A 26,223-nucleotide genomic window follows, 5' to 3' on the forward strand; every position below is an offset into this window, starting at 1 on the left:
GAAGAAGACCCAAGAGCAGTAATCGGAGAATTTCAATGCCAACCCCCAAACCCGTTGTTCTGTGCATTCTTGATGGGTGGGGCGTGTCAGACGACACACAGGCGAATGCGCCCCATCTGGCGAATACGCCGACCTTTGACGCGATCATGGCCAAATGCCCGCATGCCACACTGACAACGCATGGCCCGGACGTAGGTCTGCCCAGCGGGCAGATGGGTAACTCCGAAGTCGGTCACACAAACATAGGCGCGGGCCGTGTTGTGGCCATGGATCTGGGTCAGATCGACCTGGCTATCGAAAACGGTTCATTCTTTGGCAATGAGGCGTTGCAGGCTTTCATTTCCAAGGTCAAATCCTCAGGGGGGACGGCTCACCTCATGGGGTTGGTCTCGGACGGTGGTGTCCACGGGCACCTGAACCACATCATCGCGGCAACCAAGGCCATTACGGATGCCGGTGTTCCGGTCGCCCTTCATGCCGTCACGGACGGGCGCGACGTGGCCCCCAAATCTGCGCTGACCTATCTTTCCCAGTTGGAAGAACGGCTGCCCGAGGGGGCTCGTGTCGTCACGGTAAGCGGTCGCTATTTCGCCATGGATCGCGACAATCGCTGGGAACGGATCGCAGAAGCCTATGACGCGATGATCAACGGCAAGGGCAGGGTCGCCGACACCGCACATGGCGCCGTGGACCATGCCTACAACCAGTCTGAGTCTGACGAATTCATTACGCCGACCGTGTTGCAAGGTTACAAGGGCGTATCCGACGGCGATGGCTTTTTCTGTCTAAATTTCCGTGCAGATCGTGCTCGCGAAATCCTGCGCGCGATTGGTGAACCGGGCTTTGCCGAGTTCGAAACCGGGCCGCGGCCGAAACTGTCGGCGCTGCTGGGCATGGTAGAGTATTCGGACGGTCACAACGCATATATGACCGCGGTTTTTCCGAAACGGGCGATTGTGAACACGCTCGGGGAATGGGTCGCCAAGCAGGGGTTGCGTCAGTTCCGGCTGGCTGAAACCGAAAAATACCCCCATGTCACTTTTTTCCTGAACGGGGGCAAGGAGACACCTGAAAAAGGTGAAGATCGCTATATGCCCAAATCACCCAAGGTTGCGACCTATGATTTGCAACCCGAGATGTCCTCGGCCGAGGTCACAGCCAAGTTTGTCGAGGCGATCGAACAAGGTTACGACCTGATCGTAACCAATTACGCCAACCCTGATATGGTCGGGCATACCGGCGACCTTCAAGCTGCGATTAAGGCATGCGAAGCCGTTGATGCAGGATTGGCTCAGGTCGTTGCTGCCTTGGAAAAAGCAGGCGGCGCAATGATCGTCACCGCCGATCACGGTAACTGTGAAGTGATGGTTGATCCGGAAACCGGCGGTCCGCATACGGCGCACACGCTGAACCCGGTGCCCATAGCTTTGGTCGGAGGGCCAGAGGGCGCGCAGGTGCGTCAGGGGCGGTTATCTGATCTGGCGCCGACCCTGCTTGATTTGATGAACCTGCCCAAACCGCCGGAAATGACCGGAGAAAGCCTGCTGTCATGAGGCTGACCGCCCTAGCGATTGTGCTGCTTTCAGCTTGTCAGGCCTTTGCCCAGACCGACGCTTCTCGGGCGGCGCTGGATGCGGCAAGGATGCTGGAACAGGCGTCGATCTCGCTGAGCGAAGCAGACGGCGCAAGGGATCGGGTGCGGGCGCTGACCGAAACGATACAAGCCTATGAGGCCGGGCTGAGCGCGATGCGGACCGGTCTGCGCAAGGCTGCAACACGCGAAGCGCAACTGAGCGCGCAATTGAGCGCGCGTGAAAAGGACGTCAGGCAGTTGCTTGGTATTTTGCAGACCATCGAAACGACCGCGCCGCCAGTGCTGATGCTGCACCCGTCAGGCCCATTGGGCGCGGCGCGGGCCGGAATGATGCTGTCCGAGGTCACGCCTGGGCTCAATGCAAAAGCGCAAGCGCTGGCGCAGGACCTGCAAGAGGTTCAGACCTTGCGTCTGCTGCAACAAAGCGCCTCGGAAACTTTGACCGAAGGGCTGCGCGGTGTGCAGGATGCCCGCACAAAGTTGAGCGAAGCGATTGCCGACCGCACCGATTTGCCGCGTCGGTTTGTCGAAGACCCGGTGCGCACGGCCATTCTGATATCTTCGACCGAGACTCTGGATGGCTTTGCAAGCGGTCTGTCAGAAATCTCGGAAGGTGAGATCATTGAAACCGACGCAAGCATCCTGGATCAGAAAGGACAGATTCCCTTGCCGGTGCAGGGCGTCATGCTGCACAAGGCCGGTGAACCGGACGCCGCAGGCGTCGCCCGCGCAGGTCTGGTCATCGGCACCCGTTCCCGTGCGCTTGTAACATCCCCGACCGCGGCCACGATCCGTTATCGCGGACCATTGCTGGATCTGGGAAACCTGGTCATTCTGGAGCCGCAACCGGGCCTGTTGTTCGTGTTTTCGGGCTTGCAAGAGGTCTATGGTCAACCCGGGCAGGTGATCCCCAAAGGCACTCCGGTTGGCCTGATGCCGGGTGAAACGCCGGAAATCGGCGCAATATTGTCAACAAGCGGTGATGGCACTGGAACTGATCGCCCAGAAACGCTCTATATAGAGGTAAGAGAAGACAACACCCCGGTGGACCCGGAAACTTGGTTTCGGACCGACAAGGATGGATAAACGAGTATGAAGAAATTTGTGATGGCCGGTTTGGCCGGAACTGTGGCAGGCATTCTTGCGACAACACAGATCGCAGGTCCCCTGCTGGCGCAGGAGGCTGTGAACAAGGCCAGCGTCTATGAACAGCTTGACCTGTTTGGTGACATTTTCGAACGCATCCGTGCGCAATATGTCGAAGAGGTCGAGCCCGAAGAACTTATCGAGGCGGCAATCGATGGAATGCTGACCTCTCTTGATCCGCATTCCAGTTATCTTTCACCCGATGATGCCGAACAGATGCGCGTTCAGACTCGGGGCGAGTTCGGTGGACTGGGTATTGAGGTCACGCAGGAAGACGGTTTTGTCAAAGTCGTGTCTCCCATCGACGACACACCCGCTGACGAGGCCGGGATCGAAGCCGGAGATTTCATCACACATGTGGATGGCGAAAGCATTCTGGGCCTGACGCTGGACAAGGCGGTGGATCTGATGCGGGGTCCGGTCGGCTCCGAGATCGTTATTACCGTCGTGCGCGAAGGCGAACCTGATCCCTTCGATGTCACCATTATCCGTGACACGATCAAGCTGACCGCCGTTCGCGCCCGCACCGAGGGCACAAGTGTCGTGCTGCGGGTAACGACCTTTAATGATCAGACTTTCCCCAACCTACAGGAAGGGTTGAAGGAACAGATCGAAGAAGCTGGTGGCATCGACAAGGTCAATGGTGTCGTACTGGACCTGCGCAACAACCCGGGCGGTCTGTTAACACAGGCCATCAAAGTTTCGGATGCGTTCCTGAACGAAGGGGAAATCGTCTCGACCCGTGGACGGGACCCGGAAGAGGGTGAGCGTTTCAACGCCACCCCCGGCGATCTGGCGGAAGGCAAACCCATTGTCGTGTTGATCAATGGTGGTTCGGCCTCGGCATCTGAAATCGTCGCGGGCGCGCTTCAGGATCATCGCCGGGCCATCGTCGTCGGCACCAAAAGCTTCGGCAAAGGGTCGGTTCAGACGGTGATGCCGCTGCGGGGTGATGGTGCGATGCGCCTGACTACGTCCCGGTATTACACCCCATCGGGGCGGTCGATTCAGGCTCTGGGTGTCAGCCCTGATATCATCGTGGAGCAACCCCGTCCGGCGCCAGAACCGGAAGAGGAAGAAACAAACGCCCGTTCACGGTCCGAGGCCGATCTGCGCGGCAGCCTCAACAATGACAGCCTGAGCGAAGATGAGATCCGCCAGATCGAAGAAGATCGCGCCAAGGCCGAGGCAACCGCAGAGCTGAGGGAAGAGGATTACCAGCTGGCCTATGCCATCGATATCCTGAAGGGGCTGTCGGCCTTCAACCCCAACGGGCCGTCACAGTAAAACGGTTAGGGCTGCGGATGTCGCAGCCCTTGGCTCCCGGCTTTAGCTTTCGATCCGGTGCAGTTTCTTTTCGTCGAGAAGCAGCGCCAGAACGAGACCGACCGAGACGGACAAGGCCGAAAAGACGAAAGCCATACTCATTCCGCTGTCAAAGGCCGCCGACAATGCCCGTTGAACCGTCTCTGCTTCGCTGGATGACAACCGGCTGATTACCGCATGGGCGGACGGCGTTTCAAGTGTTCCGCCGTTGATCGTGCGAAGCTCTGCTTCGGTCAACTTGATGCCCGAAGCGGCCACATACTGGCGAAGCTCAGACAGGCTGACGACGTACATAATGGCCGTGGCACAGGCGACAGAGATTGCGCCGTAAACCAGGTGGGTCATGAAGCTCAGGCCGCCAACCAGCCCAGCCCGTTCCGGCTTTACGGCACACATTGCAGCAGTGCCGGACGGCCCAACCGTCAATGTTGCGCCCAGCCCGATCATCGCCATGCCGGGCAGGATGCGAAAATACCCCAGATCACCGGGCAGCACGACAATGGTCGCAGCGCCGATCGTTGCGATCAGATATCCCCAAAACAGAAGCCGCTTGGGGCCGAAATCATTGTAAAGCGTGCCCGAAACAATTGATCCCACGGCAAGCAACACGGTCAGCGGCGCCAAGCCCAGTGCCGATTCAAACGTCGACCAGCCCAGCACCTTTTGCATGTATTGGGGAAAATACAGCAGCCCCACAAATGCCGCGGACACGTTGAACATATTCAGGCCAAGGGTGATGCGAAACTCGCGGTTTTGCATCATCTGCGGCAAAAGCAGCGGCTCTGTCACGCGTTTCTCGACTTTGGGGAACAGAATGAAAAGCGCAGCACTGATGAAAAACAGCATCAACAACGGAACGGATGTCCACCCCCAGTCCGCGCCCACATCCAAACCGTAAAGCAGCAGCAAAACGGCAAAGGACAATACACCCATTCCGGCGAGGTCGAGGTGTTCATCCGGTTTGTGCTGTGTTTCGCGCTCCATCAGGATCAGCGCGGTGGCCATCGAAATGCAGGAAAAGACCACATTGGCGAGGAAAAAGTAGCGCCACTCTCCCAAGTTCACGGCCAATCCGCTGAGCATCGGACCAAACACGTTTCCGGTGGTCACACCTGCCAGAATTAGCCCCATCACCAAGGCTCGATGTTCTGGCTTTGATACTTTGGTTGCCCCGAAGGCCAGCGTGCAGGGCCACACACAACCCGCGCCGATGCCTTGCAGCGCACGCGCAATGACAAGAAAATCAAGACTGGGCGAAACGAAGCACATGACCGAGGAAAACAGAAAGATCGACAGGCCAAAAAGCATCATTCTGCGGTGGCCATACATGTCGCCAAGCCGTCCGCCTGCGACCATGGTCATGGCGAAAAACAAGGCATAGATGTTCAGAACCCATTGGGTGCTGGTGATGTCGGCGTCAAAGCTGCTTTCGATCGCAGGCACCAGCATCAGGGCGCCGGTAAAATCAATACCGATGCCAAATCCGGTAACCATCAAAGCGATGACTTTGACTATGCTGCTGCGATCCATGACAAGGCGCGATCCGTTCCGAAAACGCCAATGATGCACGAATCTGCCAAGATTGACAGGAAAACCAGCCGGAACGGATCAGGTGTCGTCTCGGCAGATCCGGCGGAAAGCGCGTTTCAGCATATCCAGTTCAGCCCGCAGCAGATCAATTTCGGCCCTTAGATCATCTGCGGCGGGCTCACCGGCAATCACCGTGAAGCTTCCCAGTTTCTCGGTCGTGGCTGCATCTGCAACGACGAACGTGTGCACACCTTCGGACAGGGCGGCAACAGGCACCTGTATGCGCAAGTCCCATCCGTTTTCTGCGGGCGACAGGTCAACGTCGCTCAGGGTTTCGCCCTGATAGCTTACCTCGGGGTTATTAGGCGTACTGCTGGCTTGAATGTGGCCTTGCCAGATTCCGTTTTCGAACCGGATGAAGGTTAGCTTGGTCTGCGTCATGACTGATCTTCTCACAAATCGGCACGATGAAAACGGCAAAACGTAAGATCCCGCACCACCATGCGGTTCATCTCGGGCGTTTCAAAAATCAAGTCCAGCCAGATTTTTTCGATCCTGCGCTCATTCAGGGGGAGATGCGCCAGATCAAAATCCACGGCCTTTGATACCTCGCTGGGATAAAGGCTTCGCAACACCTGTTCCATATTGGGCCCGTGCTGAATGTTGAGGCGCGCGAAAACGCCCGATGGCTTTTCACACTCGATCAGGGTTTCCAGCCTCACAAGATGCTCGCGCGTTAGATGAGTTGCAGCATCCACAGGCAATTCAACCGAAACGGACAGGAAGGACCCCCCAAAGCTGAAAACCTCGATCACGAGACTGAACGGAGCCAGATCTCTGTCCCCTCTGTTCCGGACTTGCCGAACGGCAATTTCAGAAAGCGGGCAGTCGTGGAACACGCTGACCTGACTGTCCAGAACGGTCTTTCGCGGGGCCGAAGCCACACCCGGTTGCGTCAGGGGCGCACGCCATAGGTCGGGGCGGCAGCTCCAGTCTGTTCCGACGGGTTTGGGAAACTGCGTTGACCCAATCGTTGGCCGGATCAGGCGACTGTCCGCCTGCTGAATCAGATGATCAAGATGCCTGCGCAAGCCGCGGGCCTGATCCCGTTGCAAGCGCAAATCTGCCTGGCTGGCATACGGCGCCTGATGCGCGGCTCGACGCCAGCGCCCCAGAATCTTGCGATGAAAATAGCGATCCAGAATCCTGCCCATGGCCACGTCGTCCGATAATGCCCGGCCTTAGTCAAGGACAACAGCATGAACAAAGCCGCAATAACGGAATTGCTATCGAAGCCTTGTGTTTTCCTGTTGGGGTCCCTCCATAATTTGGTTAGGCGCAACATGCTGAAACTGAACCGGTCTATTCTTGCAATGTACCGGGTCAGTGCTTACCGTTTGGCTCCTGCAAAGTGGGTCATCCCAAGAACAGCCACACAACAGTTTAGCGCATGACAAGGCCAGGTTATGGAGTCCACTTTATTTGCCTTCATTTGGAAATATTCGAAGAAACAGCAACTTGTTCTTCTTCTGCTGACGGTCCTGTCGTTCCCGTTTCTTTACGCCTCGCTGGAACTGCCCAAACAAATCATCAACGACGCAATCGGCGCGCCGGGTGACACGGTAACCATCTGGAACTTCACCGTGACGCAGGTTCAGTATCTGATGATACTGTGCGTTGCATTTCTGGCGACGGTGATCGCGAGCGGTGTCATGAAGATGCGCATCAACACGATGAAGGGCGTCCTAGCCGAGCGCATGCTGCGGCGCCTGCGCTATACGTTGATTCAACGGTCGATGCGGTTTCCGAAATCCTATTTTGCGACCACCAGCCAGGGTGAGCTGGTATCGATGATCACGTCCGAGGCCGAACCGATGGGTGGCCTGATGGGGGATGCCATCGCGCAGCCGGTTTTCCAGTTCGGCCAGATGATGACGATCGTCACCTTCCTGTTCATGCAAAGCGTTTGGTTCGGGCTTGCCAGTATCGCGCTGATCCCGCTTCAGGCCTGGCTGATCCCCAAGCTTCAGCGGCAAATCAACCTTCTGAACAAGGACCGCATTCAGGAAGTTCGACGTCTGAGCTCGGAGATCGGCGAAACTGCGGCGGGTATCAGCGATCTGCGGACCAACGGAGGGTGGCGCTATCGCCTTGCGCAATTCAGCCATCGGCTGGGGAAACTGTTCGAGATCCGTTTCAAGATCTACAACAAAAAATTCTTCATGAAGTTCCTCAACAACCTGATAACTCAGATGACACCCTTCCTGTTTTATTCAGTGGGAGGATATCTGGCGATTACCGGTGAGGTGACCGTAGGTGCGCTGGTTGCCGCGTTGGGCGCCTACAAGGATCTGAGCGGCCCATGGAAGGATCTGCTGACCTATTACAATCAGGTACAGGACATGTCTTTGCGGTGGGAAATCGTCACCGAGAGATTTGCACCGGGCAACATGATACCGGAAGAGCTTTTCGAGGGTGAGCCTGAAACCATTCCGCGTCTGACTGGCGACATAGAGCTGCGAAATGTGACAGTTCGCGATAGCGATGGTAAAACCGTTCTCGAAGATCTCGATCTGACCATTCCGCGCGGCGCGCGCGTCGCAATTCAGTCTGGACAGGCGTCGGAACGCAGTGCGTTGGGACAGCTTCTGACTCGTGAGGTGTTGCCGGCTCAGGGTGAGGTGATCATAGCCGGGCATAATCTGCGGGGTCTGCATCAGGCCGTCATCGCGGCCCGGATCGGCTATGCCTATTCGCGCCCTTACCTGTTTGACGGGACATTGGGCGACAACCTCATGATGCCTTTGCGCACGCATCCACGACATCAAGCAGATACGCTCAAGGCCCCGACGCGGTGGCAAATCGAAGCTGTTCGTGCAGGCAATTCACCGGATTCTCTGGACGATGAATGGATTGACCCGGGCCTCGCCGGTCTTGACGATATCGACGACATACGTGACTGGTGGTTCCAGCTGGTGGAAGCGATGGGCATCGACGAGTTCATGTTCCGCCGCACTTTGCGTACGCAGTTCGACCCGGAAATTCACCCGGTTCTGGCACAGGAAGTTGTCAATTTACGAGGGACCATCGCTGAGCGCCTGGCAGAAAAGGGGCTTGATCGATATGTGTACCGGTTCGACCCTGATCGCTTTAACCCGGCAGTTCCGCTGGGCGGAAACCTGTTGTTCGCGGCACCATCCAAGGACATTTCTCCGGATATTTTGGCGGGTGACGAACGGTTCGTTCAGATGCTCAGGACCCATGATATGGTTGACGACGTGATCAGCATCTCTCAGGCCGTCATGGACACGCTCAGCAAGACCTTCGGGCGGGACGGGGCGGATCACCCGCTTTTCCTGAGGCTTGGCATGTCCAAGGACATGTATCACAAATTGCTGGATATCGAAGAACGGCGCAAAGCCAAGGGTGATATGGCCGTGAGCGACCAGGAGCGCGCATTGCTATTGACGGTGCCGTTCCTGTTGACGGCGGAGCAGATCGGCCCAAACTTCCCGGAAGAATACAAGGAAAAGATTCTTGCCATCCGCAAAAGTCAGGCCAAGCGGCTGCGGGATGCGATGGGCGGCATGTTCATGTCAGTTGCGCCGGACATCTATGTGCCACGTCTGACCGTGATGGAAAATGCGATCTACGGCCGGGTTTCGTTGATGGCCGGTGCACACGCGGACGAAATAGAAGACGTTGTGGCCGAAGCCATGAACGAAGCCGGCCTGCGACGCCGTGCAGCTGCCATCATCTACGATTTGCCAGCAGGCCTGGGCGGGAACAATCTGCCGACCGTCTTTCAGGAGCGTGCCGCATTCTCTCGCGCGGGTATCAAACGGCCTGACGTCCTGATTCTGGACAGGGCCCTGGCAAGTCACGATTCCGAAAGCCGGTTGCGCACCCGCCTGAAACTGCGGGAATTGTTGCCGGATTCCATTATGATATTTATGGAAGATCACTTTGCACATCCCGAAGCGTATGATCTGTTTGTGGAAATCAAGGATGGCCGTATCGATGGTGTGTCACGATCCAAATCCCCGCAAGAAGACAGCACGTCGGACGATCTGAGCCGCAAGCTCGAGATCATTTCGGCGACCGAGTTGTTTTCCGGCGTGGATGGCCGCAACCAGCGGTTGTTGGCGTTCTCAGCGCAATGGTACGAAGCAGCAGCGGGGCAAGTCATTTTCTCGCGTGGTCAGGCGCCGGACGCGGCGTATCTGTGCGTCTCAGGGCAGGCCAGGCTGGACTGGCCCACGGATGATGGAAAAAAACGCCCGATCTCGATCATCGAACCCGGGCGGCTGATCGGTGATCTCTCGATCATAACAGGAGAGCCCAGACAACTGGATCTGGTCGCCACCGAAGGTTGCAGGTTCCTGCGTATCGGCGCCGAGGAACTGCGTGCCGTGGTCGAAAGCGACGCTTCGGTTGCTACGCAATTGCTACAGACTGTTGCGGGATATCTGACTACGTTGTCCACAAGAATCAATGCGGCGCAGAACCCCGAGGAGCTGCTCCCGACGATTACGGATCAGGCGATTCAGGAAAGCACGGATAATAATGCCTAAAGCATATTCCGCTCATGACCATCTGGTCGAAACCGCGCGCGGCAAACCGGAAATCTGGCGCCTGTTGCTGGGGCTCTTGCTGGTTGCCGTGCTGGTCAGCGTTCTGAACATGGTGTTTTTTACCGTGGTTGCCGGGATGGGTCCGGAAAGCTGGGCGCAGACGCTTCTGATGGGCGGTTCACCCCTCGCGCTGCTGTTGCTGTTGGCCAGTTTCGGTTTCATCATTCTGGGCGTGGCCGTCGCCGCGCGGCAGGTTCAGCACAGGTCTTTGGTGTCCATCGTGGGCGGGTACCGGTTGGCTGCGGGCCAATTCCTTAAAGTGTTGAAAGCACTTCTTATTTTGGGCATTGTCGGGTTCCTGCTGCCGCCTTATGGCTTTGGCGGATCTCTGTCGCAGAACCTGCCATTGTCAACCTGGCTTCTTCTTTTGCCGGTTTCGGCCTTGGTTGTTCTGGTGCAGACCAGCGCCGAAGAGCTGTTGTTCAGAGGCTATATTCAGCAAACCCTGGCAGCCAGATTTCGATCGCCTGTCATCTGGATGGGGGTGCCATCCATCCTGTTTGCAATTGGACATTACACACCGGACATGGCCGGCGACAACGCGTTGCTGATTGCGCTGTGGGCTTGCGTTTTCGGTCTGCTGACATCGGACCTGACGGCACGGACCGGAACATTGGGGCCAGCTATCGCCTTGCATTTTTTCAACAACATCATAGCGTTGCTGTTCATCTCGTTGCCCGACAACCTGAACGGGCTGGCGCTGTTCACCCTTCCGTTTGATGCATCCGACGCCGAACAGCTTCGTCCCTGGCTTCTGGTGGACCTTGCCGTGATGTTCGTTTGCTGGCTGACCGCGCGACTTGCGCTCAGGCGTTGATTGCAATTCCTTCCGTGGCGTCCTATTTGACGTCAACACCGCACAAGCCAAGGTTCCGACATGAACTGGATCACAAACTACGTCCGCCCCCGGATCAACTCGATCTTCTCACGCCGCGAAGTGCCTGAAAACCTCTGGCACAAATGCGACGAATGCGGAACGATGCTGTTCCATCGCGAGCTGGCGGAAAACCAGAATGTCTGCACACAGTGCGACCACCACATGGCGATCACACCGCGAGAGCGGTTCAAGCACTTGTTTGACGGCGGCATCTTTACCGAACTTGAAGTACCCGCGCCAAAAGACGACCCGTTGCAATTCCGCGATCAGAAGAAATACCCCGACCGCATGAAAGCAGCGCAGAAGAAGACCGGCGAAAAGGAAGCCATGCTGGTTGCCTTGGGTGAAATTGGCCGCACCCCCATTGTGGCCGCCGCGCAGGACTTTTCGTTCATGGGCGGATCGATGGGCATGTATGTCGGCAACGCGATCATCGCCGCCGCGCAGGAGGCGGTAAAACTCAAACGGCCGCTGATCCTGTTCTCGGCGGCCGGTGGCGCCCGTATGCAGGAAGGTATCCTCAGCCTGATGCAGATGCCGCGCACCACTGTGGCAGTCGAGATGCTGAAAGAAGCCAACCTGCCATATATCGTGGTACTGACTCATCCGACAACCGGTGGCGTTACTGCGTCTTATGCGATGCTGGGCGATGTCCATATCTCGGAACCCAATGCGCTGATCTGCTTTGCCGGGCCTCGCGTGATTGAGCAGACGATCCGCGAAAAACTGCCCGAAGGCTTTCAACGCGCCGAATACCTGCTGGATCACGGGATGCTGGACCGTGTCACCAGACGTACCGAAATGCGCGATGAACTGATAACCATCACGCGGATGCTGATGAGTCTGCCGCCGGCGATCAAGGGCGATCTGCCGGCACCGGAACCAACCGACGCAATCGAGGCCCCCGCCGAAGAGACAGATCAGAAATGACGGCCAAGACGTCCGACGCCATCCTCGACCGGATGATGGCGCTGCACCCCAAGATCATTGATCTGACCTTGGACCGTGTCTGGCGTTTGCTGGCTGCACTGGACAATCCTCAGCTGAAACTGCCGCCGGTCATCCATATTGCCGGGACCAACGGCAAGGGCTCGACTCAGGCGATGATCAGAGCGGGGCTTGAGGGGGCAGGGCGCTCGGTACACGCCTATACTTCGCCACATCTGGCCCGTTTCCATGAACGCATTCGATTGGCCGGAGAGCTGATCTCGGAGCCAGAACTGACGGCAATTCTGGATGAATGCTACGCTGCCAATGGCGGCGAAAACATCACCTATTTCGAGATCACCACATGCGCCGCCCTGTTGGCCTTTGCCCGTGCCAAGGCAGATTACACTCTGCTCGAGGTCGGGCTGGGCGGGCGTCTGGACGCCACAAATGTGATCGAAAACCCGGCCGTCACGGTTATTACCCCCGTATCCATCGATCATGAACAGTTCCTGGGTGGTACTTTGGGCAAGATCGCGGCGGAAAAGGCGGGCATCATCAAGCCCGGCGTTCCGTGCATTGTCGGCCCGCAACAGGACGAAGCGCTTGAGGTCATCGAATACACGGCCGCCCGATTGGGTGCGCCTTTGTTGGTTCATGGTCAGCACTGGCACGTGCAGGAAGAAAACGGGCGTCTGATCTATCAGGACGAAACCGGTTTGCGGGATGTGCCTCTGCCCAACCTTCTGGGCGCACATCAGGTTCAGAATGCGGGCGCAGCGTTGGCGGTTCTGCGCCATCTGAACATGGGCGACGACGCGTACGAAGCTGCCGTGACCAAGGCCGAATGGCCGGCACGCATGCAGCGTCTGAAATCCGGCCCGCTCGTAGATCAGGCGCCGCAGGCCGAGATTTGGCTGGACGGTGGTCATAACGCCGCCGCAGGTGTCGCGTTGGCGGATGTGTTGGCGAAACTGCCGCCAAAACCGACGCACATGATCTGCGGCATGCTCAACACCAAGGATGTGACCGGGTATCTCGCACCTCTGGCAGAGAAGGCGACAAGTCTGACAGCCGTGTCCATTCCGGGCGAGACCGCAACGCTCAGCGCGGAAGAAACCGCTGCGGCTGCGGCCAGGGTCAACCTGCCCGCATCCACCGCTGACAGCGTAGCGGACGCATTGAAAGTGATCACGGACAATGACCCGCAGGCGCGTGTTCTGATCTGCGGCTCGCTCTACCTGGCCGGAAAAATTCTGCAAGAAAACGCGTAGGCGCGTTCCAGCCTCTTGACCTTGCTGACACGGTCTTGGATGGGGCGGGCGATACGGGCGGATCAGCGCCCCTTTCGCCCCCAATCCTGATCCTGCATTTCCCGCAGGCGCGATGCCGTGCGTTCAAATTCGAAGGTTCCTTCGCCTTCGACATACAGCATCTCTGGTTCGGCCGCAGCCGAACAGATCAAACGCACCCTGGCTTCGTAAAGTGCATCGATCAGGGTGACAAAACGCTTGGCTTCGTTGAAATTGTTCCGAGACAGGCGCGGGATGTCCTCAAGCACCAGCACCTTCACTTCTTCCGCAATCGCCAGATAATCCCCCGGTCCCAACATGCGGCCACACAGATCATAGAAGGAAGCCCGCGCCACCCCGTTGCGAAAGGCGGGCAATTCAACGGCCCGACCTTTGACGTGCAACACAAGCGGATCAGCGGGCCCACCGGCAAGATCTGTCCAGACCTGCCGGATTTTTTGCCGGGCTTCTGGGCCAATCGGAGTGAAATAGACCGGGGCACCCTCCAACCGGTTCTGCCGATAGTCCGTGGGCGACACCAACTCCCACACCTGCAACTGCTCTTTGATATGCGCGATGAACGGCAGAAACAGCTGCCGGTTCAGCCCATCCTTGTACAGATCGTCGGGATGCCTGTTCGACGTGGTAACCACGACCACGCCGCCCTCGTGCAACAAGTCAAACAGCCGCCCGACGATCATCGCGTCCGTAATGTCGGTGATCTGCATTTCGTCAAATGCGAGCAAGCGAACTGAGTTGACCACCTCCTTCGCCACTGGTGCCAAGGCATCCTCGACATTCTGTTGCCGTGCCTTGTGCATTCCAGCATGGATTTCCTGCATAAAGGCATGAAAATGCACACGCCGTGCCGGGATATTGCCCAGCGTATCGACGAACATGTCCATCAGCATCGATTTTCCACGCCCGACACCGCCCCATAGGTACAATCCTTTGGGGGGCGGAGGCGCCTTGCGGAAGAGCCCGCGTTTGACCGGCTTGGACAGTGCCGCCCGGATACGTTCGAATTGGGGCAGAACGGCCTCTTGCGCGTCGTCGCGTGTCAGCGTTCCGTCCGCGATGCGGGCCTCGTAAAGCGAAATAAGATCCGTCATGAATCCGAGCCTTACCCGTCGTCTCGGCCGTTGAAAAGAAGCCATTTTTGGCGACACATCAATTTTGTTTATCCGTGACCGCAAATCTGCTGAATTGACGGTGACACCAAAAGTAATACGGTCCTTCGGACGTAACGCCTGAGGTCCCATGCCCCGATCCGCCCGCTTGTTGAATCCGATTCTGATTGTCGGATGTATCATCATCACGGTCAGCTTCGCCGTTCGTGCGTCGTTCGGCGTATTCCAGATTCCGATAGCCGATGAGTTCGGCTGGCTTCGGACCGATTTCTCGATGGCGATTGCAATTCAAAACCTGGCCTGGGGCATCGGGCAGCCGATCTTTGCTGCGATTGCCGAAAAGGTGGGCGACCGCCGAGCCATCATCCTCGGCGCTCTCACTTACGCGGCTGGCATGGTGCTGACGGCGTGGTCCGTTACGCCGTTCGAGCATCAGATATACGCGTGGCTGGTGGGTTTCGGCATCGCCGGGACCGGGTTTGGTGTGGTTCTGGCGGTTGTCGGACGCGCGTCCACCGATGAAAACCGGTCCATGTCGCTGGCCATCGTTACCGCTGCGGGCAGCTTTGGGCAGGTTCTGGGGGCGCCGACCGCTGAATGGCTGCTGACTTTCCTGCCTTGGCAGCAGGTTTTTGTCGTGTTCGCCGCGGCAATTCTTGCCCTTGTGCTGACCTTGCCCTTCATGCGCGCACCCCAGCCCGTTTCGAAGGCAGAGATGCAAGAAAGCATGAGCGAGATTCTGGGCAAGGCGTTCCGCGACCCTTCCTATGCGCTGATATTTCTGGGTTTTTTCAGCTGCGGATACCAGCTGGGTTTCATCACCGCGCATTTCCCGGCTTTCGTGACCGAGATGTGTGGACCAATCCAGCCTGGAGGCGTACTGCATTCCATCGGGATCACCTCCACATCCGCACTTGGTGCGGTGTCGATTTCATTGATCGGTCTGGCCAATATCGGCGGTACGCTGCTGGCGGGTTGGGCCGGCAACCACTTTCCGAAAAAGTACCTTCTGGCAGCGGTTTATACGGGCCGGACGATTGCAGCGGCTTTGTTCATCGTGTTCCCGATCACACCCCTTACGGTCATCGTGTTCTCGCTGGTGATGGGATCGCTTTGGCTGGCCACCGTGCCGCTGACTTCGGGTCTCGTCGCGCATCTTTACGGTCTGCGTTATATGGGAACGCTCTATGGCTTTATCTTCTTGAGCCACCAGATCGGCAGCTTCCTGGGCGTCTGGCTTGGCGGACGCATGTACGACCAGTATGGCGACTACAACATGGTTTGGTGGATCGGGGTCGCGATAGGTGCCTTCAGCGCCATAGTCCACCTGCCGATCCGAGAGAACCGAACGGCAGTTCCTGCCTGAGGCACATCGATACGCCACAGGCAGGGAACCAATCGGGCAAAGGCGTTACCGAAGTTCGGCCTCGGTATTGCCGCCATCCACCGTCACGACATGACCGGTGGTGCGTTCCATCAGCGCCAGCGCAACAAAGGCGTTCGCGACATGCTTCGCCTCGACTTCGCGGCCCAGCAGGTTGCCTGACATATAGGTCTCCTCGGAAACGCCACGTGCGGCAGCGCGTTCCTGAATGAACCCATCCGTTAGCAGGCCAGACCGAATTCGGTCTGCATTCACCCCATTCACACGGATCCCATATTCGGCCAATTCAAGTGTCAACTGGCGCAACAGGAACAGGGTGGCGGCTTTTGGCGTGCCATAGGCCCCCATGTTCCGGCCCGGGTTGATCGCCTGTTTGGAGATATTGAACAGGATCTGACCGCCGCGGCCCTGAGCTTGCATCACTCGGGCAGCCTGTGTCGCAAATGCCTTGTGCGCGAAGAAATTCAGTTCAAAAGCCGCGCGGAACTCGTCGTCACCAAGATCCAGCAAAGCGCCCGAAGTCGCCGACCCGGCATTCGATACCATTACATCGATCCCACCAAACCGGTGTATCGCCGCCGCAATCGCGGCATCTGCGGCGCCTCTCTCGGTTACATCGCAGGCATATGTCGAATGCCATGTGCCAAGGGTCGATTTGGCCTCGGCCAACGCCCGTTCATCCCGGTCCACCAGAACGACATTTGCACCGGCGTTAGCAAAGGCCTTGGCGGTGGCCAAACCTATCGCCCCTGCACCGCCGGTCACCATCACAATCTTGCCCTGAAGCGGAGGTGGTGAGCTTTTGCCCAGCTTCGCCTGTTCCAAGGACCAGTATTCACAATCAAAGCGATCTTTTTCATTGATGGGAAAAAAACCGCCCGCGTCTTCGCCCACTGTTCGAACCCGCAGGTTTTGTTCCGCAAGATCTGCCGCTGCCGAGGCAGCCTTTGCGTTCGGACCCATTCCCAGGACCCCCACGCCCTCGATCCAGGCATGCTTGGGGTCTTGGGGCAGCAGTTTCTTGGGTTCGTCGGCCTGCGGCGCCTGCCGTTCAAAATACGCCCGATAGTCTTTGGCAAACTCTTCGACCTTTGCCTTGATCCGAGACCGCCCCCCAGACAAATCCGACGCGCGCAATACAAGCGGGCAGCCTTTTGTCCGCAACACGTGATCCGGCGACGCCATGCCCCGCTGGGCCAATGAATCAATATCCGGACGATCGAAAAAATGCATGACATCCGGCCCGTTGCGGAGGTCAAAAACCGGCATCGGGTCATCCCGTTGGGCCGCCACTTCGGCGATAACCCCGCGCAGGATCGGAAATATCTCAAGATTCTCAGCCGGATCGCGACGGCCAATTGTCGTCAGGTCCTTCATTCCGAAATAGGCAGCAACCTCGTTGGTATGCGCCACGATCCGGTCATAGCTTTCCTGCGCCGACGCGCCGAACGTGAAATGCCCGTGCTGAAGCAGCAGAAGCCCTTCGACATTCGGGTTTTCGTCAAATACCTCGGCCGCCTTTTTGGCCAGCCCGAAGCCAGGCATGATATAGGGCACAATGCCCAGTCGGTCGCCAAAAATCTCGCGGCAGACGTTCTCGGCATTTGGCAGATTGGCGAGCACCAGAAAGGGTGTCGCATGCGTATGATCCACATATTTGTGCGGCAGAAATGCATGCAACAGAGTTTCCACAGAGGGGTTCGGAGAACCCGAATCCAACAGATTGGCGCGCTGAACATTGACCATCTGCGCATCTGACAGATGGTCCAATGCGCGCAGTTTCATCAAAGGATCAAGCCACACGCCCGGCAAGCCCGGTGCCTCGATGCTGTCCAGATCCCACCCAGATCCCTTGACATGCAGAACGCGCTGCGGATCGCCAAACAGATCAGGGCGTTCCAGTTTGACCGACGTGTTGCCTCCTCCGTGCATCAGGAGGTCCGGGTTCTGACCGATCAGCCGCGAGGTATAGACACGTTCGCCCAGTTCCTGATCCGCGGGGTCTGTTCCGGCCCGGTCACGCCATTTCCGTGCCTCGTCGGCCCTGTACCAGTTTTCAATCATCATTCATTCTCAGCAAGTTAAGCGGGTGCATGATCCGCGTGGGCGATTGCACAATTCAAGACTGTACTAAACAAAGTGTGAACCAGCCCGTTCGGGAAACAACCGGGCAAGCCCGTCAGCAGACGCCTCGCTGACGCCGCGCTCGGTGATAAGCCCCGTCACCAGCCGGTTTGGGGTGACATCAAAGGCAGGATTGCCACCTTCCGTGCCGTCTGGCGTCACGCGTACATCCGAGATGTTCCCCTGCCCATCAACCCCCATGACATGGGTGACTTCCCTGGAATCACGTTCTTCGATCGGGATTTCGGCGACTCCGTCGCGAACGGTCCAGTCAATCGTAGGGGAGGGCAGGGCGACGTAAAATGGCACACCGTTGTCCCGCGCAGCCAAAGCTTTCAGATAGGTCCCGATCTTGTTGCAAACATCACCTTGGGCCGTGGTTCGGTCCGTGCCCGTAATCACCAAATCAACCAGGCCGTGCTGCATCAAATGACCGCCGGCATTGTCCACGATGTAACGATGTGGAATGCCATGTTCGCCCAATTCCCAAGATGTCAGCGCGCCCTGGTTGCGCGGTCTGGTTTCATCCACCCAGACGTGCAGCGGGATGCCCGCGTCATGTGCGTGATACATCGGGCTTGTGGCCGTGCCCCAATCCACAGTCGCCAGCCATCCCGCATTGCAATGCGTCAGCAACCGAACCGGTTCTCCGGCGGGTTTTCGGGCCGCGATATCCTTGATCAGTTCCAACCCGTGCCGGCCGATTGCGGCGTTGATCTCGACATCTTCGTCTGCAATCTCCTGCGCCAGCGACCAGGCACGCTCGGCACGGTCACCCGGAGCAAGCGGCATCAGCGCTTCTCGGCATCTGTCCAATGCCCAGCGCAGGTTGATTGCCGTGGGTCGGGTTGCATGCAAAACGTCATACGCGGCATCAAAGGAGGCTTCGGAGCTGTCCCGAGACATCTGCTCGGCAATTCCAAACGCAGCGGTCGCGCCTATCAAGGGTGCGCCCCTGACCCACATATCCCGTATCGCAGCTGCAAATTCATCAAGGGTTTTCAGGGTTACGACCCGAAAATCATGCGGCAACCACCTTTGGTCGATGATCCGAACCACGCCTGCCGGTTTGTCCCACCAAATAGACCGACAATGGGTGCCTTGTACTTTCATAACGCAGTCTCCGTATTCGAAAAGCCTGATCGGAATTCAAGCACAGGGTGCGTTCTAATGAGGTACTTGTAAACGGGCGTTTCGGAATTCGGGTTAGTAATTGATCCGGCAAAAGGAATGATCATCCCTTTCTGGCGGCACGTATTTCCCGTTCCAAGGCGTCCAGAAACCGCGAGCGGTCGGCTTTGCCGAAGGGTCGCCCACCGCCGCCGGTTCCCAACGGATTGGCCGCGCGCAGATCGGCCATCAAATCGCGCATTGCCAGTTGTTGGCCAATATTTGCCGCGGTGAAGGTTTCACCATTCGGGCGTAGCACGCGTGCGCCCGCTTCGACGCATTTTGCGGCCAAAGGGATGTCGGACGTTATGACGACATCCCCTTCTCCACAGCGTTCGGCAATCCATTTGTCGGCCTCATCGGCGCCTTCGGAAACGACAATGACCTGCACCAGCGGGTTGGCCGATGGACGAAGCCCGCCATTGGACACCAGCGCCATCGGCACTTTGTGCCGCGTCGCGACCCGTTCGGCCTCGGCTTTTACGGGACAGGCATCGCCATCGACATACAGCGTCGTCACGCCTTCTTTGCCTCTTGCTTTGCTGGTTCCACCGGTTTCTTTTTGACCTTGAATTCCTCGGGTATGGGCATGCGGTTGAACGCATCCAGGCCCGCGATTTTATACGCTTCGGCAAGTGTCGGGTAGTTGAACGTGTTCTGAACGAAGTAGTCCACCGTACCTTTCAGGTTCAGCACGGCCTGCGCGATATGAATCAACTCCGTCGCGCCTTCACCAACGATCTGGACACCCAGCACCCTGCGGGTCTTGAGCGAGAACAGCATTTTCAACATGCCGTGTTCCAGCCCCATGATATGCCCGCGTGACGTCTCGCGGAATCGCGCGACACCGACTTCGTAGGGGATGTTGCGCTCCTGCAATTCTTCTTCCGACATTCCGCAGGTTGATATTTCGGGCACTGAATAGATGCCATAGGGGTACCACGGGCTTTCCGGCAGCGTGGGCGTTTCAAGCGCGTGACAGGCAGCCACGCGCCCCTGCTGCAAAGAGGTCGATGCCAGTGACGGATGTCCGATCACATCGCCCGTGGCATAGATATGCGGCACCGCCGTTTGATATGTCTTGCGGTCTACCTTGATCCGGTTGCGGTGGTCTGTTTCCAGCCCGACGGCATCCAGATTGAGTTTGGACGTCGCCCCCATGCGTCCGGCCGCAAACAGAAGCATTTCAGCGCGAACGTGGCGACCGTTTTCAAGGGTCACTTCCACATGTTCACCGGCGTCTTCAATTTTCTCGACAGCCGAGCCCAAACGCAGGTCGACACCGTTTTCCCGGATCTGATGGGTAAAGTCGTGGATCAACCGGCTGTCGATGAAATCCAGAAACGTGTCGCGGGGTTCAATCAGCGTCACACGCACGTCCAGGGCTGAAAACATCGTGGCATATTCTACGCCAATGACCCCGGCACCGATAACGACCAACGAGCGCGGAATCTCAGCCATTTCCAGAAATTCATCACCGTCCACTACCGTTTTGCCGTTGAACGGGACATAATCCGGTCGATAGGTTTTCGTACCTGTCGCGATCAGGAACTTCGCGGCCGTCACACGCGTTGTTTCCCCGGCATCGGTTGCGACCTCTACTTCGTGCGGCCCGACAAATCTGGCCAGGCCGTCGAGGGTTTCGACGTGGTTCCGATTGAACTGATGCTCCAACACATCGACTTCATGGTCGAGGGTCATATGCAGGCGGGCTTTCAAGTCTTCTGCCCGGATCTGATCCTTTACCCGGTATGAACGCCCGTAAAAGCTGCGCTCGCGCCAGCCCGACAGGTTCAGAACCGTTTCGCGCAAGGTCTTGGACGGAATTGTCCCGGTGTGGACAGAGACGCCACCAAAACGGTCTTTGCGGTCGATGACCAGCACACGCCGTTTCAGTTTGCCTGCCTGAATCGCCGCAGAACGCCCAGAAGGCCCCGACCCTATGATGATCAGGTCATAATCGTAGCTGCTCATCCCTCAGTCTCCGTACAGTGCCTCGGCATGGAAGATGACGTGATCTTCCATAAACGTGGACACAAAGAAGTACGAATGATCGTAACCCGGCTGGAAGCGATACGTCGCTTGCTGGCGACGTTCGGCGATGGCTTGCGCCAACGCTTCGGGGCGCAGAAAATCCATGAACTGATCGTTTGCACCGGTGTCGATCAGGATCGGACCGTCGAAGCCGGTTTTCTTCATCAACAAGGACGCATCGTGTTTTGACCAAAGCGCTTCGTCGTCACCAAGGTAGGCGCTCAGCTGTTTGCGGCCCCAATCCGCTCCGGTCGGGTTCGAGATCGGCGCAAAGGCTGACACCGAACGGAAGCGTCCGGGCAGGTTCATGGCAAGTGTCAGGGCGCCGTGCCCCCCCATGGAATGGCCCGTAATGGCCTGGCGTTCGCTGTCGATGGCGAAGTTTTCGCACAGCAGGGCGGGCAGCTCTTCGGCAACATAGTCCCACATCCGAAAATGCGGTGCCCAGGGTTCCTGTGTTGCGTTCACATAGAACCCCGCGCCCTGACCCAGGTCGTAATCTTCGTGATCTGCGACGCCGTCACCACGCGGCGACGTATCTGGAAACACCACGGCAATTCCCTGTTCCGCGGCCCACGCCTGAGCCCCGGCTTTGGTCATCGCGTTTTCATGGGTGCAGGTCAATCCCGACAAATACCAAAGAACCGGGACCGGGCCGTCCTTGGCCTCGGCTGGAAGAAACAGGCCAAAAGTCATGTCACACTTGCACGACGAGGAAGCGTGGCGGTACACGCCCTGCACACCGCCGAAACAGGCATTTTCCGAAATGGTTTCCATCAGGCACCGTCCTTGTTTTCGAGTCGCAACATGGCTAACGATCCGCGGACCCGGCGTAAAGTCTGTGCGCCTTCGTTGAGAGTATTTTTCGAAAAGGTGAAGGTCAGAATGTGCCCGCCCAGGCGATCACCATCGGCACGGTGAGAATACTGACGATTGTGGATAGAAGGATTGCCGCCGACGCGCGATGCGGGGCAATGCCGTAATGCGCGGCCAGCATGTAAACATTGCCCGCCACAGGCAAAGCAGCGGCAGAGATGGCAACAGTTGCGGGAAAAGTATCAATCGGTATCAGCCATAACAGAGCGACCGCAACGCAGGCCGGATGGATCACCAGTTTGCAGAAGCTCAACCATGCCGCGATCTGGACACGTTCAGCCGACTTGTCCGCCAATGATGCACCAATGGCGAACAATGCACCCGGAGTTGCTGCCCCACCGAGAATGATAAGAAAATCGCCAAGAGGTTCAGGAACAGGCAATTGCAGCGAGGACCAGATGAGACCGGCCGAGATGGATACGATCATGGGATTGCGGACCAAACCCAGTCCGATCAGCTTGAAGGTGGTCGGGGTCAATCTACCGTCACGGCCGCCGTTGATCAGGATCACGATCAGGGAAGAGAACACGACCAGATCGACGGTCAGGACCAGCATCACGGGCCCGATCGCAGCCTCGGAGAACAAAAGGGAAAGCATGGGCAGCCCGAGGAACCCGACATTGCCGATGGCCGCGCACTGAGCCTCGACCGCAGCAGTCGGAATGTCGAGCCCGCGCAGCCAGGCGATGGCCGACGCCAGAACGTAAACGGTCATAGTTCCCAGCAGATATCCTAGGATGAGCCGGGCATTGAAAATCTCGGCAAAGGGAAGGGTGGCGGCAAAGCGAAACAGCATCGCCGACAATGCAAAGAAAAAGACGAACTTGGTCAGATATGCCGTGGCTTCAGCCGTGAAGAACCGCGTGCGCCCCGCCCAAAAGCCCAGGCCGATAATCGCGAAAAACGGAAGGGTGCGCAGAAATATTTCGACCATGGGCCCAGTCCTAGCACGGTTTGAACGCGCTGCAAGTCCCCGGCATCAAAGCAAATGCAACCTCCGCTTCGCTGAAATATTCGAGAATCGTTGTATCTAAACCGAACGGTTTATAAACTGGCGCGGCTATCGATCGAGGAGAAGACATGACCCAGACCGCCACCATTCTGCGCACCGGCCGGAAATTCGACCAGGTTCTGCGCGGGGCTCGACAGGTTTTCATGGCGGATGGGTTTGAAGGGGCAAGTGTGGATGACATTGCCCGCGCGGCTGGCGTGTCAAAAGCAACGCTTTACAGCTATTTCCCGGACAAGCGCCTTTTGTTCATGGAAGTGGCCCAGACAGAATGCTGCCTGATGGCCGAGCGGGTCATCTCGATGATCGACGAAACCAAGCCTGCCCGCGAAGTGCTTCAGATCACGGCGACGCAATTGACGGCCTTTCTTGTGTCGGATTTCGCGCAGCAGGTTTTCAGGATCTGCGTTGCCGAGCGCGACCGGTTTCCCGAGCTTGGTCGTGCGTTCTATGAGGCAGGGCCGCAAAACGGCCAGCGACAGATGGCCGAGTATCTGGAAAAAGCCGTGGCCAAGGGTGAATTGGCCATTGATGATGTACATATCGCTGCCGAGCAGTTTTCCGAACTGTGCAAAGTGCGGATCTGGACCCGGGCGGCTTTTGGTATTCAGAACACGTTCACTCAGGAAGAAATAGATCAGGTCGCTGCTCAGGCTGTTGACATGTTTCTTGCCCGTTACGGGGTCTGACCCACAAAAGTGATGGCCCGCGCCCGGAACAGGGGCGCAGACCATCGCTTACTCACCAAAACACTCGATACACAACAGTTTAAAGCTGCAAGTCTTGTAAAACCCTTTACTCGAAGAAAGTTCTGGCCAGACGCTCGCTGACAGGCTGTGCCAGATATGCAATCACTGCGCGTTCGCTTGTGTTGACGAACAGGTCTGCGGGCATGCCGGGGACCAAGTCCAAAGCCGCCACTTCGTCGGATTGCCGATCGTTCAGTTTGACCCGGGTCTTGAAATTGCACTCGCCAGTGCGTTCGTCCTCCAATGCGTCGGCTGAGATAAAAGATGGAACCTCGGAACTCGGGCACATTGGCCTGCGAAAAAGCTAACAAACGAATCCGTGTGGCCTGACCGATTTTCAGCTTGTTGATGTCACCGGGATTGATCCGGCCCGAAATCGCCGAATTGCAACCGATAAGGATGTCGTCGTCGCCTTCACTGTTCTGTGGATCATCGCCGACGGCGCCGTTCAGCGCATTGGTCAGATCGCTGCCGACAATCACGTCGCCATCAGCCGAGCCAATGGCGTACTCAATTGAAAACAGTCCATCGGTCTTGACCTGGTTCGAGATCACGTCCTGACCGATGACACCGATGCCCCCTGATGCGTTCACGTTCAGCGTGGTGCACGCCTCCGCCAGCGATTCCTGTACAACCGGGCCGTTTTGGCCGACCGGCGCATTGTGCAGATGGATGGCCGAAACCGCGCCGGGGATGAGCGTGTTCAGGTCAGCTTCGTTCCGCCCGAAAACGCTCAGTTCGCTGGAATACGAGACTTCTCCGGTCGCCGAATTCCGGGTGATGACTACGGTCGCGTGGCCGGTGACCTTGCTGTCCAAGGCCGGCCCGGGCTCTTGCTCCGCGTTCAGGCTACCGCTCAGGGTGACGGTGCGAATGTCAAACTTGGCCAACCAGAGCAAAAAACTTGAACAGGAATTGGGAACCGATCTTTTCCTGCGCCTCAACAACGAGGTGCCTCGACACTGTACGGTGCCCGTGTCGTTGAACTGGCTGGGCGCCTTCTGAACGATGCGCAGAAAATCCGTGACACCGCGACCGAGTTCCGCGACCCTGAAACAGTTCCTTTGACCGTCGGAATGCCTCCGACTTAGGCCCCTTATCTGACCGGGTATCTCTCTGAACCCTTCAGCTCGCTGTTTCCAAGGATGGGGGTCACGCTGATCTAGGATCTGCCTGAAAATATATTGCGTATGGTCGATGATCACTTGCTGGACATGGCGCTTGTGGCGAAGATCAACAGCAGCGCCGCTTTGGATTTCACTTCAATCTGGTCTGAACCATTGTTTCTGGCCCTTCGAAAAGGGCAACCGCTTTGCGCCTTGTCGTCCACCACCCCAGAGGATGTTCCGCCATATGATTTCATCCGGCTTCCACACGGTTTCGGATACGAACTTGAGGGGAGGCTTCCCAAACATGACGGATCAACCCGGATCAGCAAAGGTTTCGACCTGACCACGCTGAGGTTCGAGACGATCTGCCGCCATATTTGCCATTCCGACGATTGTACAATTGTCTCGGCCTTGGCCGCTGAACAACGAGAACCAAATCTCGGCTGCTTCGGACGCTGAACGGGCAAAGGTGACTGCCACGACAGTCAGGAAGGTGGGATCGAAGCGATAAGGTTTTGCCTCTATGTCAAAACCTGTTCGGTGCTCTGGCCTCAATACGTGGTGCGCATCTGGTATCCCTGATGGAAAGTCATGCGCACGAAAGTAACCGGATCGCTGCGAAACCAAGTCGTACGTTCCAGCTGAAACAACGGTGTGCCGGGCGGTACCGCCAGAAACTCCTGCAAATGCCCTGTTGCGGGGACGGCCGAGAAGGCAATTTCAGCGTTTGAAAACGGCACCTCGGACAGCAGCCATTCATTCGGCCCGGTGGTCAGGAAATCTTCGTCGAGAACCTGAGGCACGGTGCTGACGTTGATCCAGCGTTCCTCGAACTGGAATGGACGGTTGTCGGCGTGGTGCATACATTGCAGATGGACGACCTGCGCACCTTCCGGGATGTTCAGCTTTGCCTGCAACCACGCGGGGCAATCGATCAGTGTTCGGCTGACCAGAGCATAGCGGTATTCGGCGTTCATTTCTTCGATGGCCTGCCGAACGACAGTGATCGGTAATTTCGCCTGTTTTACCGGTGTGGTCACAACACGCGTGCCACCCTTGCGTTTGCGGGTGACAATTCCCTGTTCGGCAAGTTCCCGCAGCGCCCGATTGACCGTCGCCCGTGCAACGCCGAATTCGGCTGCCAGTTCCATCTCGGTGGGCAACAGGCTGCCCTGTGGCCAGACACGGGTTTGAATGCGGTTCACGACTTCGTCCCGAATGTCCTGAAAGCCGAGAGGTTTTTGATCGGTCACGTGGTGTTCATCCAATTAGGTACAAACATATTGCTATTATGAGGCCATTTTTGTCAGCC

At 57.5% G+C, this 26,223-nt stretch carries 22 protein-coding genes; 10 read left to right on the forward strand and 12 right to left on the reverse strand.

Going from position 1 to position 26,223, the window contains the following annotated elements; genetic code table 11:
* Nucleotides 1-35 precede the first annotated feature (35 nt).
* Genes gpmI through GOW09_RS13725 form a run of 3 tightly spaced genes read left to right on the forward strand, consistent with a single transcriptional unit; the run spans nt 36 to nt 4,027 of the window.
* The gene (gene gpmI, locus GOW09_RS13715) at nt 36-1,553 is read left to right on the forward strand and encodes a 2,3-bisphosphoglycerate-independent phosphoglycerate mutase (protein ID WP_171119147.1); all 1,518 of its coding nucleotides are present in this window, start codon (nt 36-38) and stop codon (nt 1,551-1,553) included.
* The gene (locus GOW09_RS13720; RefSeq protein ID WP_171119149.1) at nt 1,550-2,680 is read left to right on the forward strand and encodes a murein hydrolase activator EnvC; all 1,131 of its coding nucleotides are present in this window, start codon (nt 1,550-1,552) and stop codon (nt 2,678-2,680) included. The genes gpmI and GOW09_RS13720 overlap by 4 nt, the downstream gene beginning before the upstream one ends.
* Nucleotides 2,681-2,686: 6 nt before the next feature.
* Nucleotides 2,687-4,027, forward strand: a complete 1,341-nt coding sequence (locus GOW09_RS13725) for a S41 family peptidase (protein WP_171119151.1) — start codon at nt 2,687-2,689, stop codon at nt 4,025-4,027.
* A 42-nt stretch (nt 4,028-4,069) separates the two neighbouring features.
* On the opposite strand, the gene GOW09_RS13730 is transcribed toward GOW09_RS13725, so the two are convergent.
* The 3 genes from GOW09_RS13730 to GOW09_RS13740 all read right to left on the reverse strand — a co-directional run bounded on the left by GOW09_RS13730 (nt 4,070) and on the right by GOW09_RS13740 (nt 6,810).
* Nucleotides 4,070-5,596 (reverse strand): MFS transporter, encoded by a 1,527-nt coding sequence (locus GOW09_RS13730; protein WP_171119153.1) that lies wholly within the window; start codon nt 5,594-5,596, stop codon nt 4,070-4,072.
* A 78-nt stretch (nt 5,597-5,674) separates the two neighbouring features.
* Entirely contained in the window at nt 5,675-6,037 is a 363-nt protein-coding gene (locus tag GOW09_RS13735) for a hypothetical protein (RefSeq protein ID WP_171119155.1), read from the reverse strand.
* 11 nt (nt 6,038-6,048) lie between these two features.
* Nucleotides 6,049-6,810 carry a DUF6478 family protein gene (locus GOW09_RS13740; RefSeq protein ID WP_171119157.1) on the reverse strand — a complete coding sequence of 254 codons (762 nt, stop codon included), beginning with the start codon at nt 6,808-6,810 and terminating at the stop codon, nt 6,049-6,051.
* 252 nt (nt 6,811-7,062) lie between these two features.
* Between GOW09_RS13740 and GOW09_RS13745 the strand changes: the two genes are divergently transcribed.
* From GOW09_RS13745 to GOW09_RS13760, 4 genes are read left to right on the forward strand one after another with little or no spacing between them, the layout of a single operon-like run.
* Nucleotides 7,063-10,170 carry an ABC transporter transmembrane domain-containing protein gene (locus GOW09_RS13745; protein WP_171119159.1) on the forward strand — a complete coding sequence of 1,036 codons (3,108 nt, stop codon included), beginning with the start codon at nt 7,063-7,065 and terminating at the stop codon, nt 10,168-10,170.
* Nucleotides 10,163-11,047 carry a CPBP family intramembrane glutamic endopeptidase gene (locus GOW09_RS13750; protein WP_171119161.1) on the forward strand — a complete coding sequence of 295 codons (885 nt, stop codon included), beginning with the start codon at nt 10,163-10,165 and terminating at the stop codon, nt 11,045-11,047. Before GOW09_RS13745 ends, GOW09_RS13750 begins: the two co-directional genes overlap by 8 nt.
* Nucleotides 11,048-11,107: 60 nt before the next feature.
* Nucleotides 11,108-12,037, forward strand: a complete 930-nt coding sequence (gene accD / locus GOW09_RS13755) for an acetyl-CoA carboxylase, carboxyltransferase subunit beta (protein ID WP_171119163.1) — start codon at nt 11,108-11,110, stop codon at nt 12,035-12,037.
* Nucleotides 12,034-13,308, forward strand: a complete 1,275-nt coding sequence (locus tag GOW09_RS13760; protein WP_171119165.1) for a folylpolyglutamate synthase/dihydrofolate synthase family protein — start codon at nt 12,034-12,036, stop codon at nt 13,306-13,308. The genes accD and GOW09_RS13760 overlap by 4 nt, the downstream gene beginning before the upstream one ends.
* Nucleotides 13,309-13,370: 62 nt before the next feature.
* Here GOW09_RS13760 and zapE read toward each other — a convergent pair whose 3' ends face one another.
* The gene (gene zapE / locus GOW09_RS13765; RefSeq protein ID WP_170345293.1) at nt 13,371-14,438 is read right to left on the reverse strand and encodes a cell division protein ZapE; all 1,068 of its coding nucleotides are present in this window, start codon (nt 14,436-14,438) and stop codon (nt 13,371-13,373) included.
* Nucleotides 14,439-14,586: 148 nt separating this feature from the next.
* Between zapE and GOW09_RS13770 the strand changes: the two genes are divergently transcribed.
* Nucleotides 14,587-15,822 carry an MFS transporter gene (locus GOW09_RS13770; RefSeq protein ID WP_171119167.1) on the forward strand — a complete coding sequence of 412 codons (1,236 nt, stop codon included), beginning with the start codon at nt 14,587-14,589 and terminating at the stop codon, nt 15,820-15,822.
* Nucleotides 15,823-15,867: 45 nt separating this feature from the next.
* Here GOW09_RS13770 and GOW09_RS13775 read toward each other — a convergent pair whose 3' ends face one another.
* The 6 genes from GOW09_RS13775 to GOW09_RS13800 all read right to left on the reverse strand — a co-directional run bounded on the left by GOW09_RS13775 (nt 15,868) and on the right by GOW09_RS13800 (nt 22,978).
* Entirely contained in the window at nt 15,868-17,907 is a 2,040-nt protein-coding gene (locus GOW09_RS13775; RefSeq protein WP_216603848.1) for a bifunctional aldolase/short-chain dehydrogenase, read from the reverse strand.
* A gap of 63 nt (nt 17,908-17,970) precedes the next feature.
* Complete coding sequence (gene mtnA / locus GOW09_RS13780; protein ID WP_171119169.1) at nt 17,971-19,077, reverse strand: S-methyl-5-thioribose-1-phosphate isomerase; 1,107 nt, start codon at nt 19,075-19,077, stop codon at nt 17,971-17,973.
* A 121-nt stretch (nt 19,078-19,198) separates the two neighbouring features.
* Nucleotides 19,199-19,654, reverse strand: a complete 456-nt coding sequence (locus tag GOW09_RS13785; protein WP_171119171.1) for a YaiI/YqxD family protein — start codon at nt 19,652-19,654, stop codon at nt 19,199-19,201.
* A complete protein-coding gene (sthA, locus tag GOW09_RS13790) occupies nt 19,651-21,108 on the reverse strand; it encodes a Si-specific NAD(P)(+) transhydrogenase (RefSeq protein WP_171119174.1) in 1,458 nt (485 codons plus the stop codon). Before sthA ends, GOW09_RS13785 begins: the two co-directional genes overlap by 4 nt.
* 3 nt (nt 21,109-21,111) lie before the next feature.
* A complete protein-coding gene (gene fghA / locus GOW09_RS13795; protein ID WP_171119176.1) occupies nt 21,112-21,945 on the reverse strand; it encodes an S-formylglutathione hydrolase in 834 nt (277 codons plus the stop codon).
* A 103-nt stretch (nt 21,946-22,048) separates the two neighbouring features.
* Nucleotides 22,049-22,978 carry an AEC family transporter gene (locus GOW09_RS13800; RefSeq protein ID WP_171119178.1) on the reverse strand — a complete coding sequence of 310 codons (930 nt, stop codon included), beginning with the start codon at nt 22,976-22,978 and terminating at the stop codon, nt 22,049-22,051.
* Between the two features lie 146 nt (nt 22,979-23,124).
* On the opposite strand from GOW09_RS13800, the gene GOW09_RS13805 reads away from it, so the two are divergent.
* Nucleotides 23,125-23,742 carry a TetR/AcrR family transcriptional regulator gene (locus GOW09_RS13805; RefSeq protein ID WP_171119180.1) on the forward strand — a complete coding sequence of 206 codons (618 nt, stop codon included), beginning with the start codon at nt 23,125-23,127 and terminating at the stop codon, nt 23,740-23,742.
* On the opposite strand, the gene GOW09_RS13810 is transcribed toward GOW09_RS13805, so the two are convergent.
* On the reverse strand, nt 23,730-24,692 hold the full coding sequence (locus tag GOW09_RS13810; protein ID WP_171119182.1) for a CHRD domain-containing protein: 963 nt from the start codon (nt 24,690-24,692) through the stop codon (nt 23,730-23,732). The two genes, GOW09_RS13805 and GOW09_RS13810, sit on opposite strands and share 13 nt — an antisense overlap.
* Before the next feature lie 294 nt (nt 24,693-24,986).
* Here GOW09_RS13810 and GOW09_RS13815 point away from each other — a divergent pair, with 294 nt between their 5' ends.
* A complete protein-coding gene (locus GOW09_RS13815) occupies nt 24,987-25,370 on the forward strand; it encodes a LysR substrate-binding domain-containing protein (RefSeq protein ID WP_171666267.1) in 384 nt (127 codons plus the stop codon).
* Nucleotides 25,371-25,462: 92 nt separating this feature from the next.
* On the opposite strand, the gene GOW09_RS13820 is transcribed toward GOW09_RS13815, so the two are convergent.
* Nucleotides 25,463-26,164 carry a GntR family transcriptional regulator gene (locus GOW09_RS13820; RefSeq protein WP_171119186.1) on the reverse strand — a complete coding sequence of 234 codons (702 nt, stop codon included), beginning with the start codon at nt 26,162-26,164 and terminating at the stop codon, nt 25,463-25,465.
* Nucleotides 26,165-26,223: the final 59 nt, after the last annotated feature.

Source organism: Ruegeria sp. HKCCA5463 (assembly GCF_013034175.1).
Classification (GTDB): Bacteria; Pseudomonadota; Alphaproteobacteria; order Rhodobacterales; family Rhodobacteraceae; genus Ruegeria.

Excerpts from the sequence above, each read along its gene's own strand:
- mtnA (WP_171119169.1), bottom strand. The coding sequence starts at position 19,077 with ATGAAAGTACAAGGCACCCATTGTCGGTCTATTTGGTGGGACAAACCG.
- gpmI (WP_171119147.1), top strand. The coding sequence starts at position 36 with ATGCCAACCCCCAAACCCGTTGTTCTGTGCATTCTTGATGGGTGGGGC.
- GOW09_RS13805 (WP_171119180.1), top strand. The coding sequence starts at position 23,125 with ATGACCCAGACCGCCACCATTCTGCGCACCGGCCGGAAATTCGACCAG.
- GOW09_RS13800 (WP_171119178.1), bottom strand. The coding sequence starts at position 22,978 with ATGGTCGAAATATTTCTGCGCACCCTTCCGTTTTTCGCGATTATCGGC.
- GOW09_RS13775 (WP_216603848.1), bottom strand. The coding sequence starts at position 17,907 with ATGATGATTGAAAACTGGTACAGGGCCGACGAGGCACGGAAATGGCGT.
- GOW09_RS13725 (WP_171119151.1), top strand. The coding sequence starts at position 2,687 with ATGAAGAAATTTGTGATGGCCGGTTTGGCCGGAACTGTGGCAGGCATT.
- GOW09_RS13740 (WP_171119157.1), bottom strand. The coding sequence starts at position 6,810 with ATGGGCAGGATTCTGGATCGCTATTTTCATCGCAAGATTCTGGGGCGC.
- GOW09_RS13720 (WP_171119149.1), top strand. The coding sequence starts at position 1,550 with ATGAGGCTGACCGCCCTAGCGATTGTGCTGCTTTCAGCTTGTCAGGCC.
- fghA (WP_171119176.1), bottom strand. The coding sequence starts at position 21,945 with ATGGAAACCATTTCGGAAAATGCCTGTTTCGGCGGTGTGCAGGGCGTG.
- GOW09_RS13770 (WP_171119167.1), top strand. The coding sequence starts at position 14,587 with ATGCCCCGATCCGCCCGCTTGTTGAATCCGATTCTGATTGTCGGATGT.
- GOW09_RS13750 (WP_171119161.1), top strand. The coding sequence starts at position 10,163 with ATGCCTAAAGCATATTCCGCTCATGACCATCTGGTCGAAACCGCGCGC.
- accD (WP_171119163.1), top strand. The coding sequence starts at position 11,108 with ATGAACTGGATCACAAACTACGTCCGCCCCCGGATCAACTCGATCTTC.
- GOW09_RS13745 (WP_171119159.1), top strand. The coding sequence starts at position 7,063 with ATGGAGTCCACTTTATTTGCCTTCATTTGGAAATATTCGAAGAAACAG.
- sthA (WP_171119174.1), bottom strand. The coding sequence starts at position 21,108 with ATGAGCAGCTACGATTATGACCTGATCATCATAGGGTCGGGGCCTTCT.
- zapE (WP_170345293.1), bottom strand. The coding sequence starts at position 14,438 with ATGACGGATCTTATTTCGCTTTACGAGGCCCGCATCGCGGACGGAACG.
- GOW09_RS13730 (WP_171119153.1), bottom strand. The coding sequence starts at position 5,596 with ATGGATCGCAGCAGCATAGTCAAAGTCATCGCTTTGATGGTTACCGGA.
- GOW09_RS13760 (WP_171119165.1), top strand. The coding sequence starts at position 12,034 with ATGACGGCCAAGACGTCCGACGCCATCCTCGACCGGATGATGGCGCTG.
- GOW09_RS13735 (WP_171119155.1), bottom strand. The coding sequence starts at position 6,037 with ATGACGCAGACCAAGCTAACCTTCATCCGGTTCGAAAACGGAATCTGG.